The 18,317-nt window shown below is 36.0% G+C and carries 28 protein-coding genes and 1 pseudogene; 4 read left to right on the forward strand and 25 right to left on the reverse strand.

What is annotated here, in order from left to right; translation table 11 throughout:
- Window positions 1-8: 8 nt before the first annotated feature.
- Window positions 9-1,625: a putative polysaccharide biosynthesis protein gene (locus D9782_RS19580; RefSeq protein WP_026681490.1), complete on the reverse strand. Its 1,617-nt coding sequence runs from the start codon at window positions 1,623-1,625 to the stop codon at window positions 9-11.
- 294 nt (window positions 1,626-1,919) lie between these two features.
- Between D9782_RS19580 and D9782_RS19585 the strand changes: the two are divergent.
- Together D9782_RS19585 and D9782_RS23145 are read left to right on the forward strand one after the other, a co-directional pair.
- Window positions 1,920-2,435, forward strand: a pseudogene (locus D9782_RS19585) (aminoacetone oxidase family FAD-binding enzyme); the annotation flags it as partial.
- 81 nt (window positions 2,436-2,516) lie between these two features.
- On the forward strand, window positions 2,517-2,660 hold the full coding sequence (locus D9782_RS23145; protein ID WP_162986455.1) for a hypothetical protein: 144 nt from the start codon (window positions 2,517-2,519) through the stop codon (window positions 2,658-2,660).
- Window positions 2,661-2,687: 27 nt separating this feature from the next.
- Here the strand turns inward: D9782_RS23145 and D9782_RS19590 are convergent, their stop codons facing one another.
- Window positions 2,688-2,900: a hypothetical protein gene (locus D9782_RS19590; RefSeq protein WP_121605503.1), complete on the reverse strand. Its 213-nt coding sequence runs from the start codon at window positions 2,898-2,900 to the stop codon at window positions 2,688-2,690.
- 157 nt (window positions 2,901-3,057) lie between these two features.
- Here D9782_RS19590 and D9782_RS23150 point away from each other — a divergent pair, with 157 nt between their 5' ends.
- Both D9782_RS23150 and D9782_RS23155 read left to right on the forward strand, forming a co-directional pair.
- Window positions 3,058-3,195: a hypothetical protein gene (locus D9782_RS23150; RefSeq protein WP_162986456.1), complete on the forward strand. Its 138-nt coding sequence runs from the start codon at window positions 3,058-3,060 to the stop codon at window positions 3,193-3,195.
- Window positions 3,196-3,343: 148 nt separating this feature from the next.
- Entirely contained in the window at window positions 3,344-3,517 is a 174-nt protein-coding gene (locus D9782_RS23155; RefSeq protein ID WP_162986457.1) for a hypothetical protein, read from the forward strand.
- 66 nt (window positions 3,518-3,583) lie between these two features.
- Here the strand turns inward: D9782_RS23155 and D9782_RS23890 are convergent, their stop codons facing one another.
- The 23 genes from D9782_RS23890 to D9782_RS19700 form a co-directional block, all read right to left on the reverse strand.
- The gene (locus D9782_RS23890; RefSeq protein ID WP_121605504.1) at window positions 3,584-4,615 is read right to left on the reverse strand and encodes a M15 family metallopeptidase; all 1,032 of its coding nucleotides are present in this window, start codon (window positions 4,613-4,615) and stop codon (window positions 3,584-3,586) included.
- Window position 4,616: 1 nt separating this feature from the next.
- On the reverse strand, window positions 4,617-4,844 hold the full coding sequence (locus D9782_RS19600) for a phage holin (RefSeq protein ID WP_121605505.1): 228 nt from the start codon (window positions 4,842-4,844) through the stop codon (window positions 4,617-4,619).
- A gap of 1 nt (window position 4,845) precedes the next feature.
- Window positions 4,846-5,037, reverse strand: a complete 192-nt coding sequence (locus D9782_RS19605) for a hemolysin XhlA family protein (RefSeq protein WP_121605506.1) — start codon at window positions 5,035-5,037, stop codon at window positions 4,846-4,848.
- A 47-nt stretch (window positions 5,038-5,084) separates the two neighbouring features.
- Window positions 5,085-5,234, reverse strand: a complete 150-nt coding sequence (locus tag D9782_RS23160) for a hypothetical protein (RefSeq protein WP_162986458.1) — start codon at window positions 5,232-5,234, stop codon at window positions 5,085-5,087.
- Between the two features lie 292 nt (window positions 5,235-5,526).
- Complete coding sequence (locus D9782_RS19615) at window positions 5,527-7,671, reverse strand: phage tail protein (RefSeq protein WP_121605508.1); 2,145 nt, start codon at window positions 7,669-7,671, stop codon at window positions 5,527-5,529.
- Between the two features lie 22 nt (window positions 7,672-7,693).
- Window positions 7,694-7,834 carry an XkdX family protein gene (locus D9782_RS19620; RefSeq protein ID WP_121605509.1) on the reverse strand — a complete coding sequence of 47 codons (141 nt, stop codon included), beginning with the start codon at window positions 7,832-7,834 and terminating at the stop codon, window positions 7,694-7,696.
- Window positions 7,827-8,282 carry a hypothetical protein gene (locus D9782_RS19625; RefSeq protein WP_121605510.1) on the reverse strand — a complete coding sequence of 152 codons (456 nt, stop codon included), beginning with the start codon at window positions 8,280-8,282 and terminating at the stop codon, window positions 7,827-7,829. The genes D9782_RS19620 and D9782_RS19625 overlap by 8 nt, the downstream gene beginning before the upstream one ends.
- Before the next feature lie 21 nt (window positions 8,283-8,303).
- Window positions 8,304-9,572, reverse strand: a complete 1,269-nt coding sequence (locus D9782_RS19630) for a hypothetical protein (RefSeq protein ID WP_121605511.1) — start codon at window positions 9,570-9,572, stop codon at window positions 8,304-8,306.
- A 12-nt stretch (window positions 9,573-9,584) separates the two neighbouring features.
- The gene (locus D9782_RS19635; protein ID WP_121605512.1) at window positions 9,585-10,394 is read right to left on the reverse strand and encodes a distal tail protein Dit; all 810 of its coding nucleotides are present in this window, start codon (window positions 10,392-10,394) and stop codon (window positions 9,585-9,587) included.
- The gene (locus D9782_RS19640) at window positions 10,394-12,619 is read right to left on the reverse strand and encodes a phage tail tape measure protein (RefSeq protein ID WP_162986459.1); all 2,226 of its coding nucleotides are present in this window, start codon (window positions 12,617-12,619) and stop codon (window positions 10,394-10,396) included. Before D9782_RS19640 ends, D9782_RS19635 begins: the two co-directional genes overlap by 1 nt.
- Window positions 12,619-13,275, reverse strand: coding sequence for a Gp15 family bacteriophage protein (locus D9782_RS19645; RefSeq protein ID WP_121605514.1), 657 nt, complete (start codon window positions 13,273-13,275; stop codon window positions 12,619-12,621). The genes D9782_RS19640 and D9782_RS19645 overlap by 1 nt, the downstream gene beginning before the upstream one ends.
- A 6-nt stretch (window positions 13,276-13,281) precedes the next feature.
- Window positions 13,282-13,674: a hypothetical protein gene (locus D9782_RS19650; protein WP_121605515.1), complete on the reverse strand. Its 393-nt coding sequence runs from the start codon at window positions 13,672-13,674 to the stop codon at window positions 13,282-13,284.
- A 118-nt stretch (window positions 13,675-13,792) separates the two neighbouring features.
- Window positions 13,793-14,227 (reverse strand): phage tail tube protein, encoded by a 435-nt coding sequence (locus D9782_RS19655; protein ID WP_121605516.1) that lies wholly within the window; start codon window positions 14,225-14,227, stop codon window positions 13,793-13,795.
- 13 nt (window positions 14,228-14,240) lie between these two features.
- Entirely contained in the window at window positions 14,241-14,588 is a 348-nt protein-coding gene (locus D9782_RS19660; RefSeq protein ID WP_162986460.1) for a phage tail terminator protein, read from the reverse strand.
- A 51-nt stretch (window positions 14,589-14,639) separates the two neighbouring features.
- The gene (locus D9782_RS19665; protein ID WP_121605518.1) at window positions 14,640-14,990 is read right to left on the reverse strand and encodes a minor capsid protein; all 351 of its coding nucleotides are present in this window, start codon (window positions 14,988-14,990) and stop codon (window positions 14,640-14,642) included.
- Window positions 14,991-15,332: a putative minor capsid protein gene (locus D9782_RS19670; RefSeq protein WP_121605519.1), complete on the reverse strand. Its 342-nt coding sequence runs from the start codon at window positions 15,330-15,332 to the stop codon at window positions 14,991-14,993.
- Window positions 15,333-15,334: 2 nt separating this feature from the next.
- Window positions 15,335-15,742 (reverse strand): head-tail connector protein, encoded by a 408-nt coding sequence (locus D9782_RS19675; protein ID WP_121605520.1) that lies wholly within the window; start codon window positions 15,740-15,742, stop codon window positions 15,335-15,337.
- 12 nt (window positions 15,743-15,754) lie between these two features.
- Window positions 15,755-16,012, reverse strand: a complete 258-nt coding sequence (locus D9782_RS19680; protein ID WP_121605521.1) for a DUF5320 domain-containing protein — start codon at window positions 16,010-16,012, stop codon at window positions 15,755-15,757.
- 17 nt (window positions 16,013-16,029) lie between these two features.
- Window positions 16,030-16,929: a hypothetical protein gene (locus D9782_RS19685; RefSeq protein ID WP_121605522.1), complete on the reverse strand. Its 900-nt coding sequence runs from the start codon at window positions 16,927-16,929 to the stop codon at window positions 16,030-16,032.
- Between the two features lie 11 nt (window positions 16,930-16,940).
- A complete protein-coding gene (locus tag D9782_RS19690) occupies window positions 16,941-17,579 on the reverse strand; it encodes a hypothetical protein (protein WP_121605523.1) in 639 nt (212 codons plus the stop codon).
- A 101-nt stretch (window positions 17,580-17,680) separates the two neighbouring features.
- Window positions 17,681-17,944, reverse strand: coding sequence for a hypothetical protein (locus tag D9782_RS19695; RefSeq protein ID WP_121605524.1), 264 nt, complete (start codon window positions 17,942-17,944; stop codon window positions 17,681-17,683).
- Window positions 17,945-17,973: 29 nt separating this feature from the next.
- A complete protein-coding gene (locus D9782_RS23840; protein ID WP_256365757.1) occupies window positions 17,974-18,105 on the reverse strand; it encodes a hypothetical protein in 132 nt (43 codons plus the stop codon).
- Entirely contained in the window at window positions 18,092-18,316 is a 225-nt protein-coding gene (locus D9782_RS19700; protein ID WP_121605525.1) for a hypothetical protein, read from the reverse strand. Before D9782_RS19700 ends, D9782_RS23840 begins: the two co-directional genes overlap by 14 nt.
- Window position 18,317: the final 1 nt, after the last annotated feature.

Raw genomic sequence — 18,317 nt, forward strand, 5'->3', positions numbered from 1 at the left:
TCCTCCTCCTATCTACGAAATAATTTATCCAATACACGTACTCGTTTTCCTAAAACTCTTTCCAGTAATGTCGAATGATAAGCGAACCATAAGTAAACACTACCACCAACGATAACACAAATGGTAAGAATTATCGCAAGCCCCCATCTTCCATTAGGAATCACCATTCCTAACAACGCTTTGAGTATGAGGATGCAAACACTCATAATAATGGCAAAGATTCCAATTAAGATAGTTCGTTTAATTAGTTGCTTATAAGAAAAATCAATCGAACTACGTATCCGCCATAGATTCAAACTGACCGCTATACCGGCAGCTAAAGCTGTTCCAAAAATGGCCCCCTTAGCACCAAATACATAAATAAGTTGTATATTAAAAAGCACCTTAACAAGTAGTCCTGCTAACAAACTAACAACTGCAAAACGCTGTTGGTTTATCGCTTGTAGTACTGATGATGTTACACTAAATAATGCGAAGAACAGAGCCACTGGTGCATACCATGCTAACAGTGGACCTGAAATAGCTAATTTGTCTAATTCTCCAAATAATGTTCCATATGCCTCATCTGAAAGTAATGAAAGACCAACAACAGCTGGAATAACAAGTACCATAATAATTTGTAAGGCCTGGTTAATTTGTTTCGTTAATAACTCCGAATTATTTTGTGTATATGACTTGGTTAATTCAGGAAGAATGGCAAGTGACAAGCCAGTAGCAAGTGTTATCGGAATAATGACCAATTTATGACCATAGAAGTTGATTACAGAATATGTGAATTCCCATATTTCCTTATTACCACTTGCTACCATAGACCGTTCAAAAGTAAACTGGTCAACCAATTGATATAATGGTATAGCTAATCCTACTAATACAAATGGTCCTGCATATCTAAATAGTTCTAAGAACAGATCTTTCTTAGGTATATCATATGAATATGTTTGCTGCTCAATTTGTTTATATAGATGAGATTTTCTTTTATTCCAATAAATCCACAATACGAGACATGAAGCTACTGCACCAAGAAAAGCAGCAAAGGTTGAAAAGCCAACCGCCGCTAGTTCGGATCCATTTAGTATCTTTAAAATAATAAATGAGCCACCTAAAAGAAACACAATACGTACGATTTGCTCCATTACTTGTGATATTGCAGTAGGCCCCATGGAATTATGTCCTTGAAAAAAACCTCGGACAATACTCATAACTGGGATAATTATTAAAGCAAAACTTACCATACGTATGACAAAGGCAACATCAGAGACAGTAATATTAGCTGGGTCATCACTAGTAATCATTCCACTTGCTAACCACTCTGCGCTGAAAAACATTGCTAAAAACGCAAATATACCAGTGACCATCATCATAGTCATAGCGGTTCGAAACATTCTCATACCCGTTTCATAATCTCCAACCGCATTGTATTTTGATACAAATTTAGACACCGCTAACGGAACACCAACTGTCGATAGGCTAATAAATATACTATACGGTGTATATGCGTAAGCAAATAACGTACCACCACTTGGACCTACTAAAGCGTTGAAGGGAACAACATATATCATTCCTAAGAATTTAGATAAAAAAGAAGCTCCCGTTAATAACATCGTTCCTCGGACAATATTTGACATTATTTCACCTGCATTTATTTACATTTGATATAAATTTCGAAACACTCATTATTTGATTATAACGAAATTGCTTATTAGATAAAAAGAATCATATGGACTATTTTATCACATTTAAAGGTTTATACTTATGTATATATGACTATACAACCATCTTTTTACACTGATATAGGCACTGAGCAACTTACATTTGTACTAATTTCTTCACATATTGTATGGGAGATCTGCAATTAGAAAACGATAATTGTTTGTACTTGTTTATCGTGTTAATATACATACGGAAAGGAATGAAAAAAATTGTCCTATGATGTAATTGTTATTGGTGGTGGACCTTCAGGGTTAATGGCGGCAATTGCTGCAGCTGAATCAGGTGCACAAACACTTTTAATAGAAAAAGGAAAGAAATTAGGAAAAAAACTTGCTATTTCAGGTGGCGGCAGATGTAATGTAACGAATCGTCTACCTCAGGAAGAAGTCATTAAGCATATACCAGGAAATGGAAAATTTTTATTTAGTGCTTTCTCCGTTTTTAATAATTATGATATTATTGAATTTTTTGAAGGATTAGATGTTCCGTTGAAGGAGGAAGACCATGGAAGAATGTTCCCTGTCTCTAATCAGTCAAAAACTGTGGTGAACGCATTACTAAAACAATTGGATGACCTTAACGTGGTAGTTCGATTAGAAACGCCTGTTAAAGCTATTCATTATGAAGAAAATAACCACAGCGTCATTTTAAGAGACGGTACAAAAGTACAAACGAAAAGTGTAGTTATTGCCGTTGGTGGGAAGGCAGTACCCCATACTGGATCTCCTGTTCACATGATAGGCTGATTTGTGTCGAGTTTCTTCCTATTATATACTGTAAGAAATTCATGTAGAGGGAATGATATCATGAGCCTTAAATCAAGCATTTATAAATTCTTACGAATATGGAACGATGTTGATGCTGTAAGAAAAGGAAAAGTAGGAAAACGGGTAGGTAGACGTGTAACTGGTAAAGCGGCAGGGAAAACAATAAAGAAGATATTTAAATAACCCCATCCAACTAAGGACGGGGTTATTTTACATAGCTCTCTTCCGTACTGATCCAGCTGAAAGGATATTATCTAACTTAAATGTTCTCACTTTTTTACGGTAGTAACAATAAGCCAGAATACTCTTCTCATTCACTTCAAGCACACGAATATAACGCTCCGTAACATCGCTATTGCTATCTATATAAAAGATAATGATTTTTTGCTTATTCTCCACAGAACGATTAAGTAATCCTTTCATGATAAGACCACCTTTAGAACGTTTGTTCTTATTATATGCGAACTAACGTTCTTATTCAAGGATAAATTACTTAGAAAAAAATAGAAATAATGGTAAAAAAGGCTTGTATTATTATACTACGCATAGTATAATAAGAGTATAGAAAGGAGGTGAGGATGTGGAGGACTTAGGAAAAATAATAGCCTTAGCAATATCGATTCTAACTTTAAATAAACTTTGGCTGACCAACCAAAAATCGAAGTTAGAAATCGAAAAGCTAAGGCAAGAATTAAAGAGAATGAGAAGGGGGAAATAATCCCCTTCCCTCTCACCTAAGTATACCACAAATACAATGAAAATATTACTGGTAACTATTTGGATCATTATAGCATTGTTAGCAGTTCGCTATGCTTTTTTGAGACAGAAAAAGAAAAAGCTGCAAGCGGAAAAGGAGCGATTAAATAATGAGCAATCAAACAGAGGCAAATAAACGCTGGCAAGAAAAAAATAAGGAAAGAGCAAAGTATTTAAGTAATCGATCCAGGGCAAGGAGTTTTGTTCGTAATCAAGCTACGCTAGAGGATTTAGAGGAATTTAAAAAGCTAATAGAAGAAAGAAGAAAAAGTATAGAGGAATAGCCCTCATGGTGTTTGAGGGCTATATTTTTTTATTCCACTTTTACATATTTTTTGCTAGCATAAGGCTTACTTAATCACAGCACTAGTACCGGAACCAACATAAATATTACGCTTACCTCTTCCAGTCTTTATAGTGACTACATCTGGATATGGTTTATCTAATATTTTATAAGTCAATCCACCATACCTAGCAGGAGTAAGGCTCCAATCGCTATTTTTCTTTACAGGTTTAACATTAAGCTTGTACGTTCTCCAGGTCTTTGCAGATGCAGGTAAATGAACGGTACCTTTAGCTTGGCTAGGTTTAGACTTACTTTTTGGTTCATTCTCTTTTAAGGATCCATATACCTCTTTACCAGCCAATCCATCCCGTTTCAACCCATAGTAAGATTGATAACGTTCTACTGCATCTTCTGTGTCGTCTCCATAATATTCATCAATACCGTTGTTTTTAGCTCCTTTGTTTGGATAGAATGGAGGATCGTTTTTAGATAGCATCGTTTGTAATTGTTTAACAGGCTTCCCATATTGACCATTTCTAAGCGTCTGTCCTTTCCAATCACCAGTAACCTTGATCCAGTTTGTTACTGTTTCGGACTCTACTTTTTGATCTGGGGCTGTAATGGTATCGTCTACTTTACTTGTAAGTTTTGGGCGCTTACCAGCTTGTAGTTGTGATAAAGTAAGACCACCAGTCATTTGTAAATGAGGATAATCCTTAAAGCTAGACCAATCCCCACCCCATTCAAAACCTAACGACTTACCGATTGCTGCAACTCTTTTCCACTTCGCATTAACTGTCCATATAGCTTTTTGACCATCATCGCTAACAATGAAATAATCTACAGCTAGTCCATAATTATGCAATGATTGCCCAGGTTTTGCATTTGTTACGATATTACCACTAGTTGTGCGCCCTTGATTATATAGTTTTTGTTGTTCTGCGTGTGAACGGTAGCCATCAGATATTTGGACGTATATTCCTTCTTTATATGACCGTTTGATGACTTCTAGTGCTGTTTCCTTAACAACTTGGTTCATACCACTACCCATATTACGAATAGAACGTTCTAATAATGTATTTAAAGACACCGCCATCTTACTTCATCCCCCTATCACGTAAGAATTTATCATTATGCTTACCTTTTTTAGTAACAGGGTTATCTTTAAACCATGCCCATACAGCTACGCCAACAGTCGCTACTGTTGATACACCTTCATATATTTGATCTTCACTAAATGGTAAAGGGCTCCATCCCATAGTTACCAATGTTTGATTCGCTAATAAAACCCCTAATACGACAAGTCTTACAATTGCTTGTTTCATTTTATATTCCTCCTTTGATTATTAAACCTAATAAAGCCATAACAAAAGCGCCTATGATAAGGCGCAATATCCATGTAGTGTTATTTTTGATTGAACTAATATCCTCTTTCACATCTTTTATATTTGACTCTGCTACAGCCATCCTTGTCTTTAATTCTGTAACATCATGTTTTAGTTCAGCTATTTCATTCATTGTTAACCCCCTTATTCATGTATATCCAGAGTCTTCTTGTTGGTACGCTATTTAAAGTAATATCTGACGCTACCATCACTTAAAAATGCAAGACTTGCTATTTTATTGATTTCTCCAACAATCACCGCATCATACATAACTACTCCATTAATTATTTTTTTAGCTTCTTCTAATTTACCCTCTACCCATTCGTGCATTAGTCACCCCTCCTATTTTTAAGACATAAAAATAACGCCTTATTCGGCGTACGTTTTTTCTTTTTCCATTGTTCCATGAAATAATTTTAAGTTTTTCCCTAACGATTCTTTTGTGATAGATTCCTTTAAATTTTGTATTACTCTATTATCCGCCTCTTCTATTTGTTGATCGCACTTAAAGCATTTCCAATATCCCACTAATCCATTTTTGCAATCCGTATTCACAAAGCACAGTATTGAATTGCATTTATTGCACTGCATCTAATCATCTCTTTTCACAATAAAATAACGCCTATCCAGCGTTTTCTAATGCTTTTATTCTTTTTAATGCATTCATTAAACCTTCTCTAAGATCGTCGACTTCGTTTCTTAGTTGCTGATTCTCTTCGGCTAACTCTTGTATGGCTTTGGTATTTAATGTACGGTGTTTATAGCTGTTGATTCCCTCTTTTTCAGGAGACAAAAATTCTTCTGGTGTATTATAATCAGCGCCTATCACTAAACCATAATTTACGTAATCTATTCCATTTTCAATGTCAGATTTTAATTTGTATTCATATAAATCAGCGTTTAACAATATTGATAGAGCATTTACATTTAATTTGTTGATGTCTGTTTTATACTTTTTAAGTGATCTGTCAATAATACGTGACGCTGATACCCATTCATCGAAATAACCAGCACCTTTAATGTGGAATGAATTTTCACCATCAGCGTTTCCCATAGGATTTATTTTAAAGTACAAGAATAAATCGGCACTTGAAGACGAGTTTCGTTTTAATTTAATTAATTCTCTTTCTCCATCACTACCACTGGCATAAAGTGATGTTTCGTTGTTTATAGCTTTTAAAAAAATAGTATTACCATACCTATATAACGATGTTTTCCCATCATATTTATTAGCGTGTAATATTGAATTAGATGTTTCTTGTGCTGAAGCGAACCCTAAACTTATAAAATCTTGAGCCGAGTTAAGTGCTATACCTGTTTTACTTTTATCATTTGTAAGCCTTGAATCTCTTAAAGTACCAACTTCTCGTCCATCACCAGTCAGATATAAGGTTAAACCATCTTTACTGATTTTTGTAGTTCTTATACCTTGGTAAAATGCTTCTAGCATACCATTAGCTAACTCAATTCTGCCGCCTGCTCCATCATCTTGAATAATATTTACACCATACATTAACCCTGCCATTATAGCTTCTGCTACTATACCTTCACCCGTAATAGCATTTCCGAATGTTTTGCCACCATCTTTACTAACGCCTAAACCAGCAGAGTTATATACAACAACTTTATTAGGATCGTCCTTATCGACTGCCCAAATTCCGCCTTCATCGGGAAATTGCAATTCAGTACGTGCATTTAAAATAGATTGAGTGGCTATTCTAATAGCTTCTGATAGCACGTCATTTCTAATTATACCGTCATTATTAATGATTTTCCCTAGTTGCTTTTGTGTATTATCAAATACTACATCAGCAAAGCTTTTCTTATGATTAGCTAAGGTAACAGTAGTTTTTATAGGGTTTAAATCATCATCGAATGTTTCGTCGATCTCTAGTATTCTTGTCTCTAATATCAAATCATTCATAGGTTCGTATATAACAAAAACACGATCCCCTTCATTGGGAACCGTGTAAGGATATCCTGCTGCTCTTAAATCAGCAAAATCAATTTTGGTAGAGAATAGTGGCGTATCTTCAAGCCTTGCTTTCATTTCTTCTAGAAGTGATTCTTTAGATGTAAACCTTTCATCCATTACGGGCGGTGCATCAATCTCTCCAAATATATCTGCATTAGGACTTCTATAATATGCAGTAATACCGTCTGCTCCTTTGCCACGAATAACTGTAGCTAAATTAGTAGTGTCGCAAGATTCTTCAATGCTTTTAATGTTATGACCATAGCGGAATTGAAAGTCTGTATCATTACCTACCATCTTTTTAAAACGAACTTGTTTTCCGACTAGTTCCATTTCCGCCTTGAATCGCTTTAAGCCTTTTTCAAGCATGGATAAACGATTGTCATTCCCTAAATTATCAAATTCCCTAGCTGGAAAGCTATCAATAGTAGCAAATGTATAACCTGTATTCTCAAAAACTAGATTCATATATGCCTGAAATGTAATAGAGCCATTGTGTACCTTTTCTTGTTGTTTGTTAATCATATCTACATAAAACTTGTGTACACCGTCTATGCGCTTTATATATTTGTTTCCTAGCGATTTAGCCGAATACTTTTTTATGATATATTCGTCATCACCATGTGTAATGGTAGTTTCTTCCCCAATCAATGGAAAAGCATGTTTATTATTTTCGCTAGGAACGACAGTCATAGATATGGTTTTTTCTCCGTTTACCTTGCGCTTACGTGCATATTGTTGGAAATCTACTAAAGGTTCTGTATTACCTTGTAGATCGGTAATGGATAGCATATGTTCACCTCATCTATATAAATTATGCTTCATCAGTAGAGTATGGCTCACCTGTTATAAGAGCGTATTCAGCTTCCGTAATGGCTTCAAGTTCCACGAATCGCTTTAGTTGATCTTTCCGACACCAATTCTTTGCATATCGTTCTTTCAGTGATTCAAACATTATTAATCATCCCTTTCAGTTCTGTTATTTCAATCTCTAAATCTGTAATAAGTTGACCTTGTGACATTGATAAGATTTCCAAATCCGTTGCTTGTTGTCCTTGATTCATATTGCTTATTTCCAAGTCTGTCACTTTCTGTTTTTGGGTGATCAATTCGACCTCGCTATCAGTATTGGATTGACCTAATTCATCATCATTTAAAGACAATCCATTCAAACGATTTTCTATGCTTGTTTCTTCTTTATTGGCATTGTTATTTTGTTCATATAAAGCATTGATTTCTTCTGGGGATAGACCATCAACCCATCTACCATTTTCAAAAGTAGGTTTAAATAAACCTTCTGGCATATCTCTAGCAGTAGCGCCATCTGGAATTTGTTCATCATCATGAATATATTCTGTTTTAATATAGACATTAGATTCATCATAGAAATGTATTTTTTTCATATTAAACACCTCATTTCTTTGTTATTCTACCGAATAAACAACACTATCAATGCCCCATCCCATATCTTCTGGACCGAAATCAAAACTGATCGTAATTTCCCCATTGTTATATACAGTTAATCTGTTAATGGGCGCAGAAGATGATCCAGAGCCAACCGATAAAGATGATGCTATTATTGGCATCGGTGGCGTTGCCTCATCTGGCAATATTGCAAATGGTTCATTTTTAACACCACTCGATAGCGCACCACGTAAATATACAAAGTTTCCTATTTTGCTATATTGCGGTGGTCTACCGCCAAAAGTAGTCCATCCATTTATTAAAGTAAGATTCTTCCATTTTGGCTGATTATCTAGCCTTTGCCATCCTTTGAATTGATTGTTAGTATGGATTGTTCCATACCATACAAAACCATCAAAATTTCTGGTAACTAAAAATTGCCTATGTTCATTATTGCTATATTTGGTGATATCAACGTTATACCATGCAGACGAATTTTCAACAGGACCATTTACTGGATTAGCAAGATAATACCTACCAGGTGGAAGTGTTAATATATCCGTTCCTGTAGTTAATTCTATTCGTTGATAGTTATCCATTCTCATCCATTCGCCAAAGTCAGTAGCATTTATAGACATTCGTTCATAAATAGAACCTGTAGTTATACTAATCCAACGTTGATTAGCCGCTGTTTGGTCTATTGTTGGCATTACAATTAGATTACCTGTATCATTATCAAACTGTGGTAATTCTGCCTTGAGATCAGGATTATCGGTTGTTAATGTGCTATCAATTCTATAAGTACCTGCCTTTAAGTTAGTATCATTAATGCTTGTTAGTGAACTAGCATCTCTGACATTAAAAGTTTTATCTACTTCAGCAGTTAAATCTGTTTGGAAGTCATCCATTCTTTGATTCAATTCATCAAATTCCCTATTAAAATCAGATATGTCAATTTGCTGTATAGGCTGCCATTCTGTACCATCAAACCGCCATACTGTGCCTGCTTCCCTTTTGTCGTTTGGATCCGTGGGATAATCTGCTGAATCATGTCGTGCCATAGTGGTGTCGCCTTCTTCTGGATTAGGATACATCGTAGCGATATCCTCATACGTATCAACGAATGAAGGTAACCAATTTAATTTTGCGTTATTGACAACCTCTTGAAATGCTTCATCAGATATTTTGCCAATTATATTATTTAGGTAATCTTGTATCATTACCCAGTTTTCATTTATCTTTACTCTTTCCCTGCCAGTTATTGGCGAATCTGTTCTATTTAGTTTCACACCACCAACCTCCTATAAGTAATAAAATCTAAAATCAAATAAAATACGCTCTACCGTAGCCCCTTTAACTTCAATTTCATTAGAACCAGGTGCGAGCGTAATTAATTTTTTATTTGTATCTCGAAATACCGAAAAGCCGTTTTTAGTGCTTCGTATTCCATCTATTAGCAAAGTATCATTAAGATCAAGAGAACCGTTATATTTATAATTATCTCCTGTTGTGTGATTGATTAATTCTAAATAAGATGGAGCATTTGCTTGTATGGTTATCTTTAAATCTCTATAACGTGGATCTACAGCAATATCACCCGAATTCAATATAGTAAAATTGTTTTCTGTATGATCGTATTGGTGGTTATCCCAATCAAGCCCCATACCCCACTGCCACATATCAACATCCCATTCATAAGGTGTGGCTGTTGTAGCTATGGATTCTGCAAATCCCTTATTACAAATGAATGTAACACTAAAGTCACCATATACATAAGCTTGTTCTAGTTGGAAGGTATTACTTACTTTAACAAGCCATCGTTTCCCTGGTTCTCGTTTTTCAATTAGATAAAAAGCTTCATCGCTACGAAACATTCTAAATATCTCATCTCTCATTAGTGGAAAATCAGCAGTATCATAAGCAATCGCTTTATATTCGCAAGTAATTTCTCTTGGTCCGAAAGTAGACCCCATGTCAATTGCCCCTGGTCTACCTGCTACAGTTTCTGTTGCGTGTTCGTATGATGGGGAAGAAATAATGAAATCTTTTGTGCGAATACCTAATTTTTTCAAGTCATAGGTTTTCCCGTCTAATCGCTGGATAATAGACATTATCTATCCCCCCGCAAATACGCATTAAGTGTTAGCTTGTCTCCCATTGATGTATCTATATTAGGCTCTACAATTCTTGTTAATTCTTCTCCATCAACAACTAATGCAATGTTTAGATCCATTTTCTTTCCGCCACCATTACCGAGAGCGGGATTATATTTCTTAGGTACGACAGCCTCGCCTTTATGAATCATAGCTAGTCCATCTTTAGCAACAAAGTTTGTACCAACATCAAGGCTCGGGATTTTAGGTATGTCAGGAAAGCTAATAGAACCGCCACCTTTTCCGCCTAAACCGGGAACCCAGTCGGGAATCTTTGGCAATTTAATACTTAATCCATTCAAGGCGTTAATCATTCCGTTAATAGCACCTATTACACCGTTGATAGCACCTTTTATGGATCCAGTTATTCCATCCCAAACGTCATCAGTGCCACTTTTTACTCCATCCCAAGCATCACCAATAAAGTTTTTAATTTTACCGAATATTCTTTTGACTGTACCCCATATGGAATCTATAAAGCCTCCAACCGTGCTTTTAATTCCGTTCCAGACAGAAGATGTAACGCTTTTGATAGTATTCCACACACTAGTAACAATAGATTTAACTAGGTTAATACCACTTGAAACTACCGACTTAATTCCGTTCCAGACACTAGATATCACTTTTTTGATGCCATTCCACACTGCATTTGTTACTGTTTTAATTGTATTCCACACAGTTGTTATAACTGTTTTCACAACATTTATTGCGCCTTTAACAATTGATTTGATTATATTCCACACAGTTGAAATGACTACTTTTATCGCATTCCATACCGCTTGCGTGGTGGTCTTAATCATATTCCACACCGCTTGAATCGTTCCCCATATGCCTTGAGTTATCGTCTTAATAGTTATCCATATTCCATTGAAAACCATTTTTAAAAATTCCCATAGACTAGTGAACACAGCTGTTCCAATTGTTGAAATCATTTCCCAATTTTGCCATAGTGCTACTCCTGCTGCTATTAATAGACCTATTCCTGCTATAACAGCTAATACAGGCAAAGATATCCCCATTATCGCTAAAGCCAAAGAGCCAGCTAACATTATCAAAGGAGGAATTACTGCGACTATTGCACCGATAATAAATACCATCTTTTGTCCAGCTGGTGACAAGTTTTGGAACCATTCAGCAACTTCTTGCACTTTTTCAACCAATGGCGGTATATACTTTTCTGCTAAATCCATAATGATTTCTCCAACAGGTTCTAATCCGTCTATTGCATTATTTTTTAGAATTTGGAATCTTTCTCCAAGTGTTAAAGTATCATCTGAAGTTTCTTGAACAAGACCACTCGTTCCTTCCATTGCACCACCGAGCTCATCTAGCGCTGGAATAGCACCGTTACGTATAGCTGTCATCAGCCTTTGTGCCCCTTCTGCACCAAATACCTCGGTAGCTAAAGACAAGGCTTTTTGGCTATCCTCTGTTTCTCTTATTTGCTCAACTACTTTAGATAGTTCTGTGCGACTATTTTTCCCCTCGCCAGCCCATTTTCTAAAAGAAGCATTTAGTCCAGGCATTATACGACTTACTGCGATTCCCTCCGATTCTAAACTAGCCATAAGCTCTGCGGATTCTTGCATGCTGAAACCGGCATTGTTTAAAACAGCACCATATGTTGTTAAATGACTACTTATCTCTCCTAATCCAACGCCATAATCCATGGTTAACTTATAGAGACCGTCCAAGGATTTCGTTCCCTCTTCTGCTGGTATTTGCCATTGTTTCATAGCTCGACCAAATGCTTCGGAATTAGCTACCCCATCCTCTCCTAATGTTCTTGAAGCATTCAATACGTTTCTGGTCAAGTCTTCCAATGTTTTCCCTGTAGCCCCTGTAAATGTGTTTAATGATGCTAGAGCGTTTGAAACAGTTTCAGCATCATTTGGCACAGTTTTAAAAACTTCTTTAAATGACCTTTTTAGATCTTCTAAATCTTTACCAACAGCACCTGTTCCTACTTGTATATTGCGGTATGCTTTATCTAACTGATCAGCTGCTGCAAATCCAGCAGCTCCAACTGCCGCTAAAGGAGCAGTGATATATTTAGACATTTGACTTCCGACTTTTTGCATTTTCTTGGCAGTGGTCCCTAATGTCTTTTGAAGGTTATTAATACCTTTCTTTGCACCTAATTCATCTATTTTTGTACCAATTGTAATTTTACCGTCAGCCATCATTTACCACCAACTTTCGCATGACGATGCAAGAATGCCGCTGCTTTATCTAAGCCACTATCTAAATCAGGTTGTTCAAGTGCGTATTTTCGTTTCATGTCTTGAATTCGTTTCCGTTCTTTTTGATTATGCTTATCTGGCTTAGGAACATCCATTGTCCTGATATGAACAACTTTCATAAATGGCGTTTGCTCGCTAAGTCCTTGGAATAATGCTAAGAACTTTTTCCAATGCAATTGCCCTTGTTGTTCAATTAAATCAATATCATAATCCATTAAAAAAGAAGCATAAATAAGCTCTCCATCTACCATGAAGTCAAATTCCTTTTTCTTATTTCTGCTTCCCTTTGATTGGTCTAAATTTTCTTGGTCTGGTATGTCGAAATCTAATTTTTCTTTCAAGATAGCCATTAATAAATCATATTGCTCGAAATAGTCCAAGCTATTTACGATTTCTTTCGTGAATTCTTTCTTTTCGTCATCAATAGAATAATAGTCAATCAACAATTGCAGACCTATTACAACTTTGCCGAATTCATCTATTTCCTTGTCATCAAGCATTTCAAAAAGCCTGAGGATATTGGAAAAATCCATGTTAATGTAATAAGTGACACCTCGGAAAATTAGTTCATCGCTTAAACGTTCATTCAGAAACATGACTTATCACTTCTTGTTTAGGTATTTGGCTTCCTTTTCTGCCATTTTTTCCTCGTATTTTTCTTGTTGTCGTTCTCTAATGTAATTTAATACATCGATGACGACATCAAGTGTATGTTCTGTGGAATAATTGGTTTTAGGGTAAATTTCTTCAAAAGCCCCTTCACCAATAAGTTCTTTTGTTATTGACCGAGTTTCATCCTTCAACTCTGCCAAGGCATTTTTAAGAACTGTTTCATCCTTTATCTTTGAAGTTTTTTCCATTCCCTTGCCGACTTTTTGGAGACGAAATGTTAATTCTACATATTTTTCACGTTTGTCATCTGATAAATCAATCTTATACGCTGTACCATCAATGGAAACTTCCTCTATCGCTCTTTTAATACCTATTTCTTTCATGGGAACCCCTCCTATAAAAAAGAGCAGCCAATCGGCTACTCTTACTTTTAAATATTCGTATCTTTAATTAACTATTAGGTCTTTTCCTATTTCAGCATCCCCGATTGAACGGGGTCCATTAGGGAGTTGGCGGTGTGTAAGTCGGTTGTCCGTTAAAGTGGATCTCGAACGAAATATCAGACTTAGCTGCCGCATCTCCACCTGGTCCAGAAATAGCAGCGAGTGTACAATCACCTTCATACATAGCACCATCTGGAAGTGTCCATCTGAAATTTGTACGTCTGGCCGGACCGATTGCAATAGCTTTATCAAATATATAATTTTGGGCTTCGTCCTCATAATCTCTGTGCCCACTAAAACTAATTACTAATTGAGCGCTGATAACATCAGTTTCGTTAAAGCCTTCACCATCATAGTATGGCGTTTGATCAGTTTCTTCGTTATTATCTGGTTCGGCAGTTGTTATACCTACAGCTAAGCGTGAGTATACAGGAGTTTCTTCATCTCCGCCTGTCTGAATCTCAAATTTTTGTTTATAGTTTAAATCAAACATTTATTATTACCTCCTATACATATAATTCCGCCTCAAATAAGGCAGTCCAAAGAACACCGTAACTTGTCTTTTGTACAAAGTTAGGTGTTGTCGTACATTGAAAAGAAACCAAATTAAAAGAGCCATCACTTGAAGTGATAGCTCCACTTGATAAGTTTTCATATTCGCTCATTAGCTGCTCTATCATTTGATAGGCGACTAAGTTATCATCATGGTGTACTAATAATTGAAAACTGAATGGGTAAATCTTACTTTTTTCCATGTATCGTTCATTTATGTTTGCTGGAGATGGTCTGATTGCAATGCTGTTGCCATTTTCACTATACATGCCAATACCAACAACGGAAGGTGTAAATGACAATCCTTCTGTATACGATTTTAATGATTCTAGAAAGTCTATTATTTACACCCCCTATATTTTTGATCGAGTGGCTTTCTGCGCTTCATTTAACCATCGTTTTAAATCCTTTGCTTTTGCAGATTCAAACCAAAGACCTCTAGCATTAGGGTTTTTATCCTTGCTAAAGTTGTACTGTGGATTGTAATACAATTTCCTTGCATATGGTGTATCCCAAGCCACTTCCCCTTCACCTATTTTTGAATGTGAAATTCCGCTTTCCTCTAAATAACCGTAGTCTTTAGGAATGTAATAGTTACTATCCTTCAAGACGAGGTTATCCAAAACAAATTGCCCATATCCTAACGCGTCGTCTACTTTTTTGTTTACCTTCTTCGTATCAAAGTCTACTTTAACTTTAAACAACTAGATCACCTCTATTGCTAGGTGATGAGGTTCACTATCAAACGCACTCGGATACTTTACTAGAGTTGCTTCTCGTCCCATTCCTCTAAACGTTATTTTATCCCCTGCTTTAGCATCATCAGGGAAATAGGATGAATTAACACGATCTATAATAACCGTATGATTCGCCTGTTTCCCCTCACTATTCGAACTTCTATTCATAGAGGTTATAGGAACAACACGTACATGGTTAATGGTTATTTCCTCGCCGTATTCATTGTTCCAACCATCATTGCCAATCAAAGGCTGATATTTAACGGAATGTACTAGCAATTTTTTAGGAATTTGTTTAATAATTGCCATAGTTAGCGCACATCCAATCCAGTGTAAAGCAACCCTGTAATTTTGAGATATTCTAAGGCAGAAGGACTTACTCGCTTTGATTGCTTGCTAGCGTTTCCACTATTACTTGCCCCTCCATCTTGATATGAAAAGGAGTCGATGCTTACACTAGTAAGTTCGCTTTCTGTTCCTGCATCTATTGCTGAAACTCCACCCTTTTCGGCATAAAATTCAACCTGTGCAGCAGTAGATTTCTTGATCTGCTCTTGAATAAAAGGAATGTAACTATCAAACCCTTTCATCTGGATCTTGTAATTAGTTACTTGATCTATAACCTCGCTGGCGCGCTTGATATAACGGTCTAGTGTCTCTTCATCTTCTACAGATTCGCCTAAGAAATCGTCTATATAATAGGTTTTATCAATATACATAAAAGCACCCCCTTATTTAGAGGATGCCTTTTTATCTTCTTCCAATTCTTTCTTTAATGCTGCGTTTTCTTCTTTAAGTGTCTTGATTTCTTCTTTTAATGCCTTATTTTCATTTAATGTTTTCTTATGGGTAGCATCAGCAACAGTTTTTGATTCCTTTCCTTTAACTTTTCCATGTTCATCAGTCTCCTGATACCCCATTGCTTTAAGTTCTTTAATTTTTCCATTATCTTCCTCTTTTAGAACAACATTTTCTTTACGTAAAATCAATTTCTATTCCCCCTCTATTATGCGCCTGTATCAGGTGCTTTATTGGATACAACTACACCCTTAGCTTGATTTTTTAGTACGAACAGATCATGATACAAACGATTTTGGTATAGGTATCCATCGCCTTCTGTATGTTGACCTGGTTGAAATAAATAAACGGAATTTAGCTTTGCTTTTGCAATAACAGCTCCACGATAAACAATTATCCAATTCAATTGTTGTGCATCTACTGCTGGAACAAAACCATCTGTAAAATCAAATGCAGTATGAAAACGATCTACATCGAATACTTCTATAAGTTTTACACCATCTATAACTGTTACTCTTGTTTCAATGTTTGTATTTTCATTCTGTAATGAGAAGTTACCTTTCCCCTCTTTATAAGATTCCACAGCATCCATTACATCTGTAGATACATAGACCTTGAGGTTAGCGGTTCCGTATTTACGAACTTTTTTAATATCCGCCTTTAAACGATCAAATACGTCTTTTGGTGTGCCTTCAGTTACATTTTCAGCCGTATCCTGACCAACATCTTTCGCTTTAGCTGCTAATTTAGAAAAACGGTAAGCATCTATTTCAGGACCAGCATTTTCATTTAGAAAAACTCTAGTTACGTTAGCTGCACTCGCTGCTTGATTAGACTCGTCTACATCCATTTGATCAACAAAAAATTCTACATCACGATCAAATTGTAGTGTATATGGTTCATGAGTTACATTAACGGAACCTCGGTTAAATCCACCATTACGGCTATGCTGTTTGTACCCAGAAACAGCTAGAGAAGGAACATGGAAAGTTCTTGCCCCCATCCAATTCACACTTGGTGTTTCAAGGTCATTTGTTAGTGTAGCTTGCTTAATTACTTGGTCTAATTCAGTTTGATACTTTTGTGCATAGTTAATAGCATTTGGCATGTTATCATCTCCTATTTTCCTAATAATGTTTGTGCAAAGGCATCTAATTTACCTTGCTGTTGGTGTTTTGCAGTCGTAAAAGATGGCTTAGATTCTTCTTCATCTTGTTTTCCTGCAAAATGCGGATAATCTTCTACTACTTGCTTAATAGCTTCTTTGATATCCACATCATCATTAACCTTGGTCTTAGCTAATGTAATGACAGCTTCCAAATTCTTTTCATCTGTGATACCTGCTTTGATAGCTTCATTTTCTGCTTGCAAATCTGAAATGGTAGCATCCTTTTCATTGATTTGAGATTCGAATGTGGTTAACTTCTCATTCAACTTTTCTTGCTCTGTCTTTTGGCTTTCCTGCCATTCTTTAAATTGCTTCATACCTTCTTTAGCATCCTTGAACTCATTGACACCTAATTGTTTCAATAGCTTTTCCTGTTGCTTCTTTGTTTCTCTAGCAACAAGGTTGTTAACATCCTCTTGAGAGAAAGTTTTGTCCTCTGATTGTTGGGAATTAGTACCCGATTTATCTTGTGTTTGGTCCTGTTGTTGGTTATTTCCTCCAGCTTGGTTGTCAGCTTGCTGGTCGCCCTCATCTGTTCCCTCGCCTCCATCGGCAAAGAATTGTAAGTTTAACGGTAAAAATTTAAGCATTTATATTTCCCTCCATTACGGATAATTTTCCTTCTGTCTCTTTAATGCCTAACAGATAAAAGGCAAAACAAAAGCACCTAACGCTTGTCTGCTGGGTGCAATTAATCAACTAATTCATATGTCTGCTTGAAAATATCTGGCTTACATGGATAAAATTCACCATTAACGCCTTTTATGATGTAGTCACCTTCATTAGCGGTCATCGTTCCTTCTAATGTTTCAATTTCACACCATCTAGCTTCACCAGCATACTGTGAAATCATCGTTATTATGTTATTCCTGCAAGCTTCCTTGAACCACTCTGGCATATCATCAATTCCATATTTAAAAGCTTCTATAACAACTGGTTTTTTGCGATATTTCATGTCTTCACCCCTTTCAAATATACAACAATCTAGCCAAAGTATTTAGGTTCTTTATTCTTTTCTTCCATTTCTTTAACCTTGTTGGCTAATTGAAAGAATGCTTGTTCCAATTGGTCAAAGCGTCTCTTTAGTTCTTCATGTTCTTTTCTACTTACTGGCATTGTGTTCCCCCTCACTTTTTTCTTCTATTTTTTTAATAAGTTCCATTCCATAGTCGTTAACTTTAAGGTGTTCATCTTTTCTAAATTCATTTATTGGAAGTTCTATTGTTTTTTCATGTGTTGCCCCACCACTAATAATGTGATAATCAATGTAAACCATTGGTGTGGAACCTTCTATAAAAAACCTTAACTCCTTCAGACCGTATCTCATA

The organism is Virgibacillus sp. Bac332, from assembly GCF_003667785.1.
In the GTDB taxonomy this organism is placed as follows: Bacteria; Bacillota; Bacilli; order Bacillales; family Amphibacillaceae; genus Virgibacillus; species Virgibacillus salarius.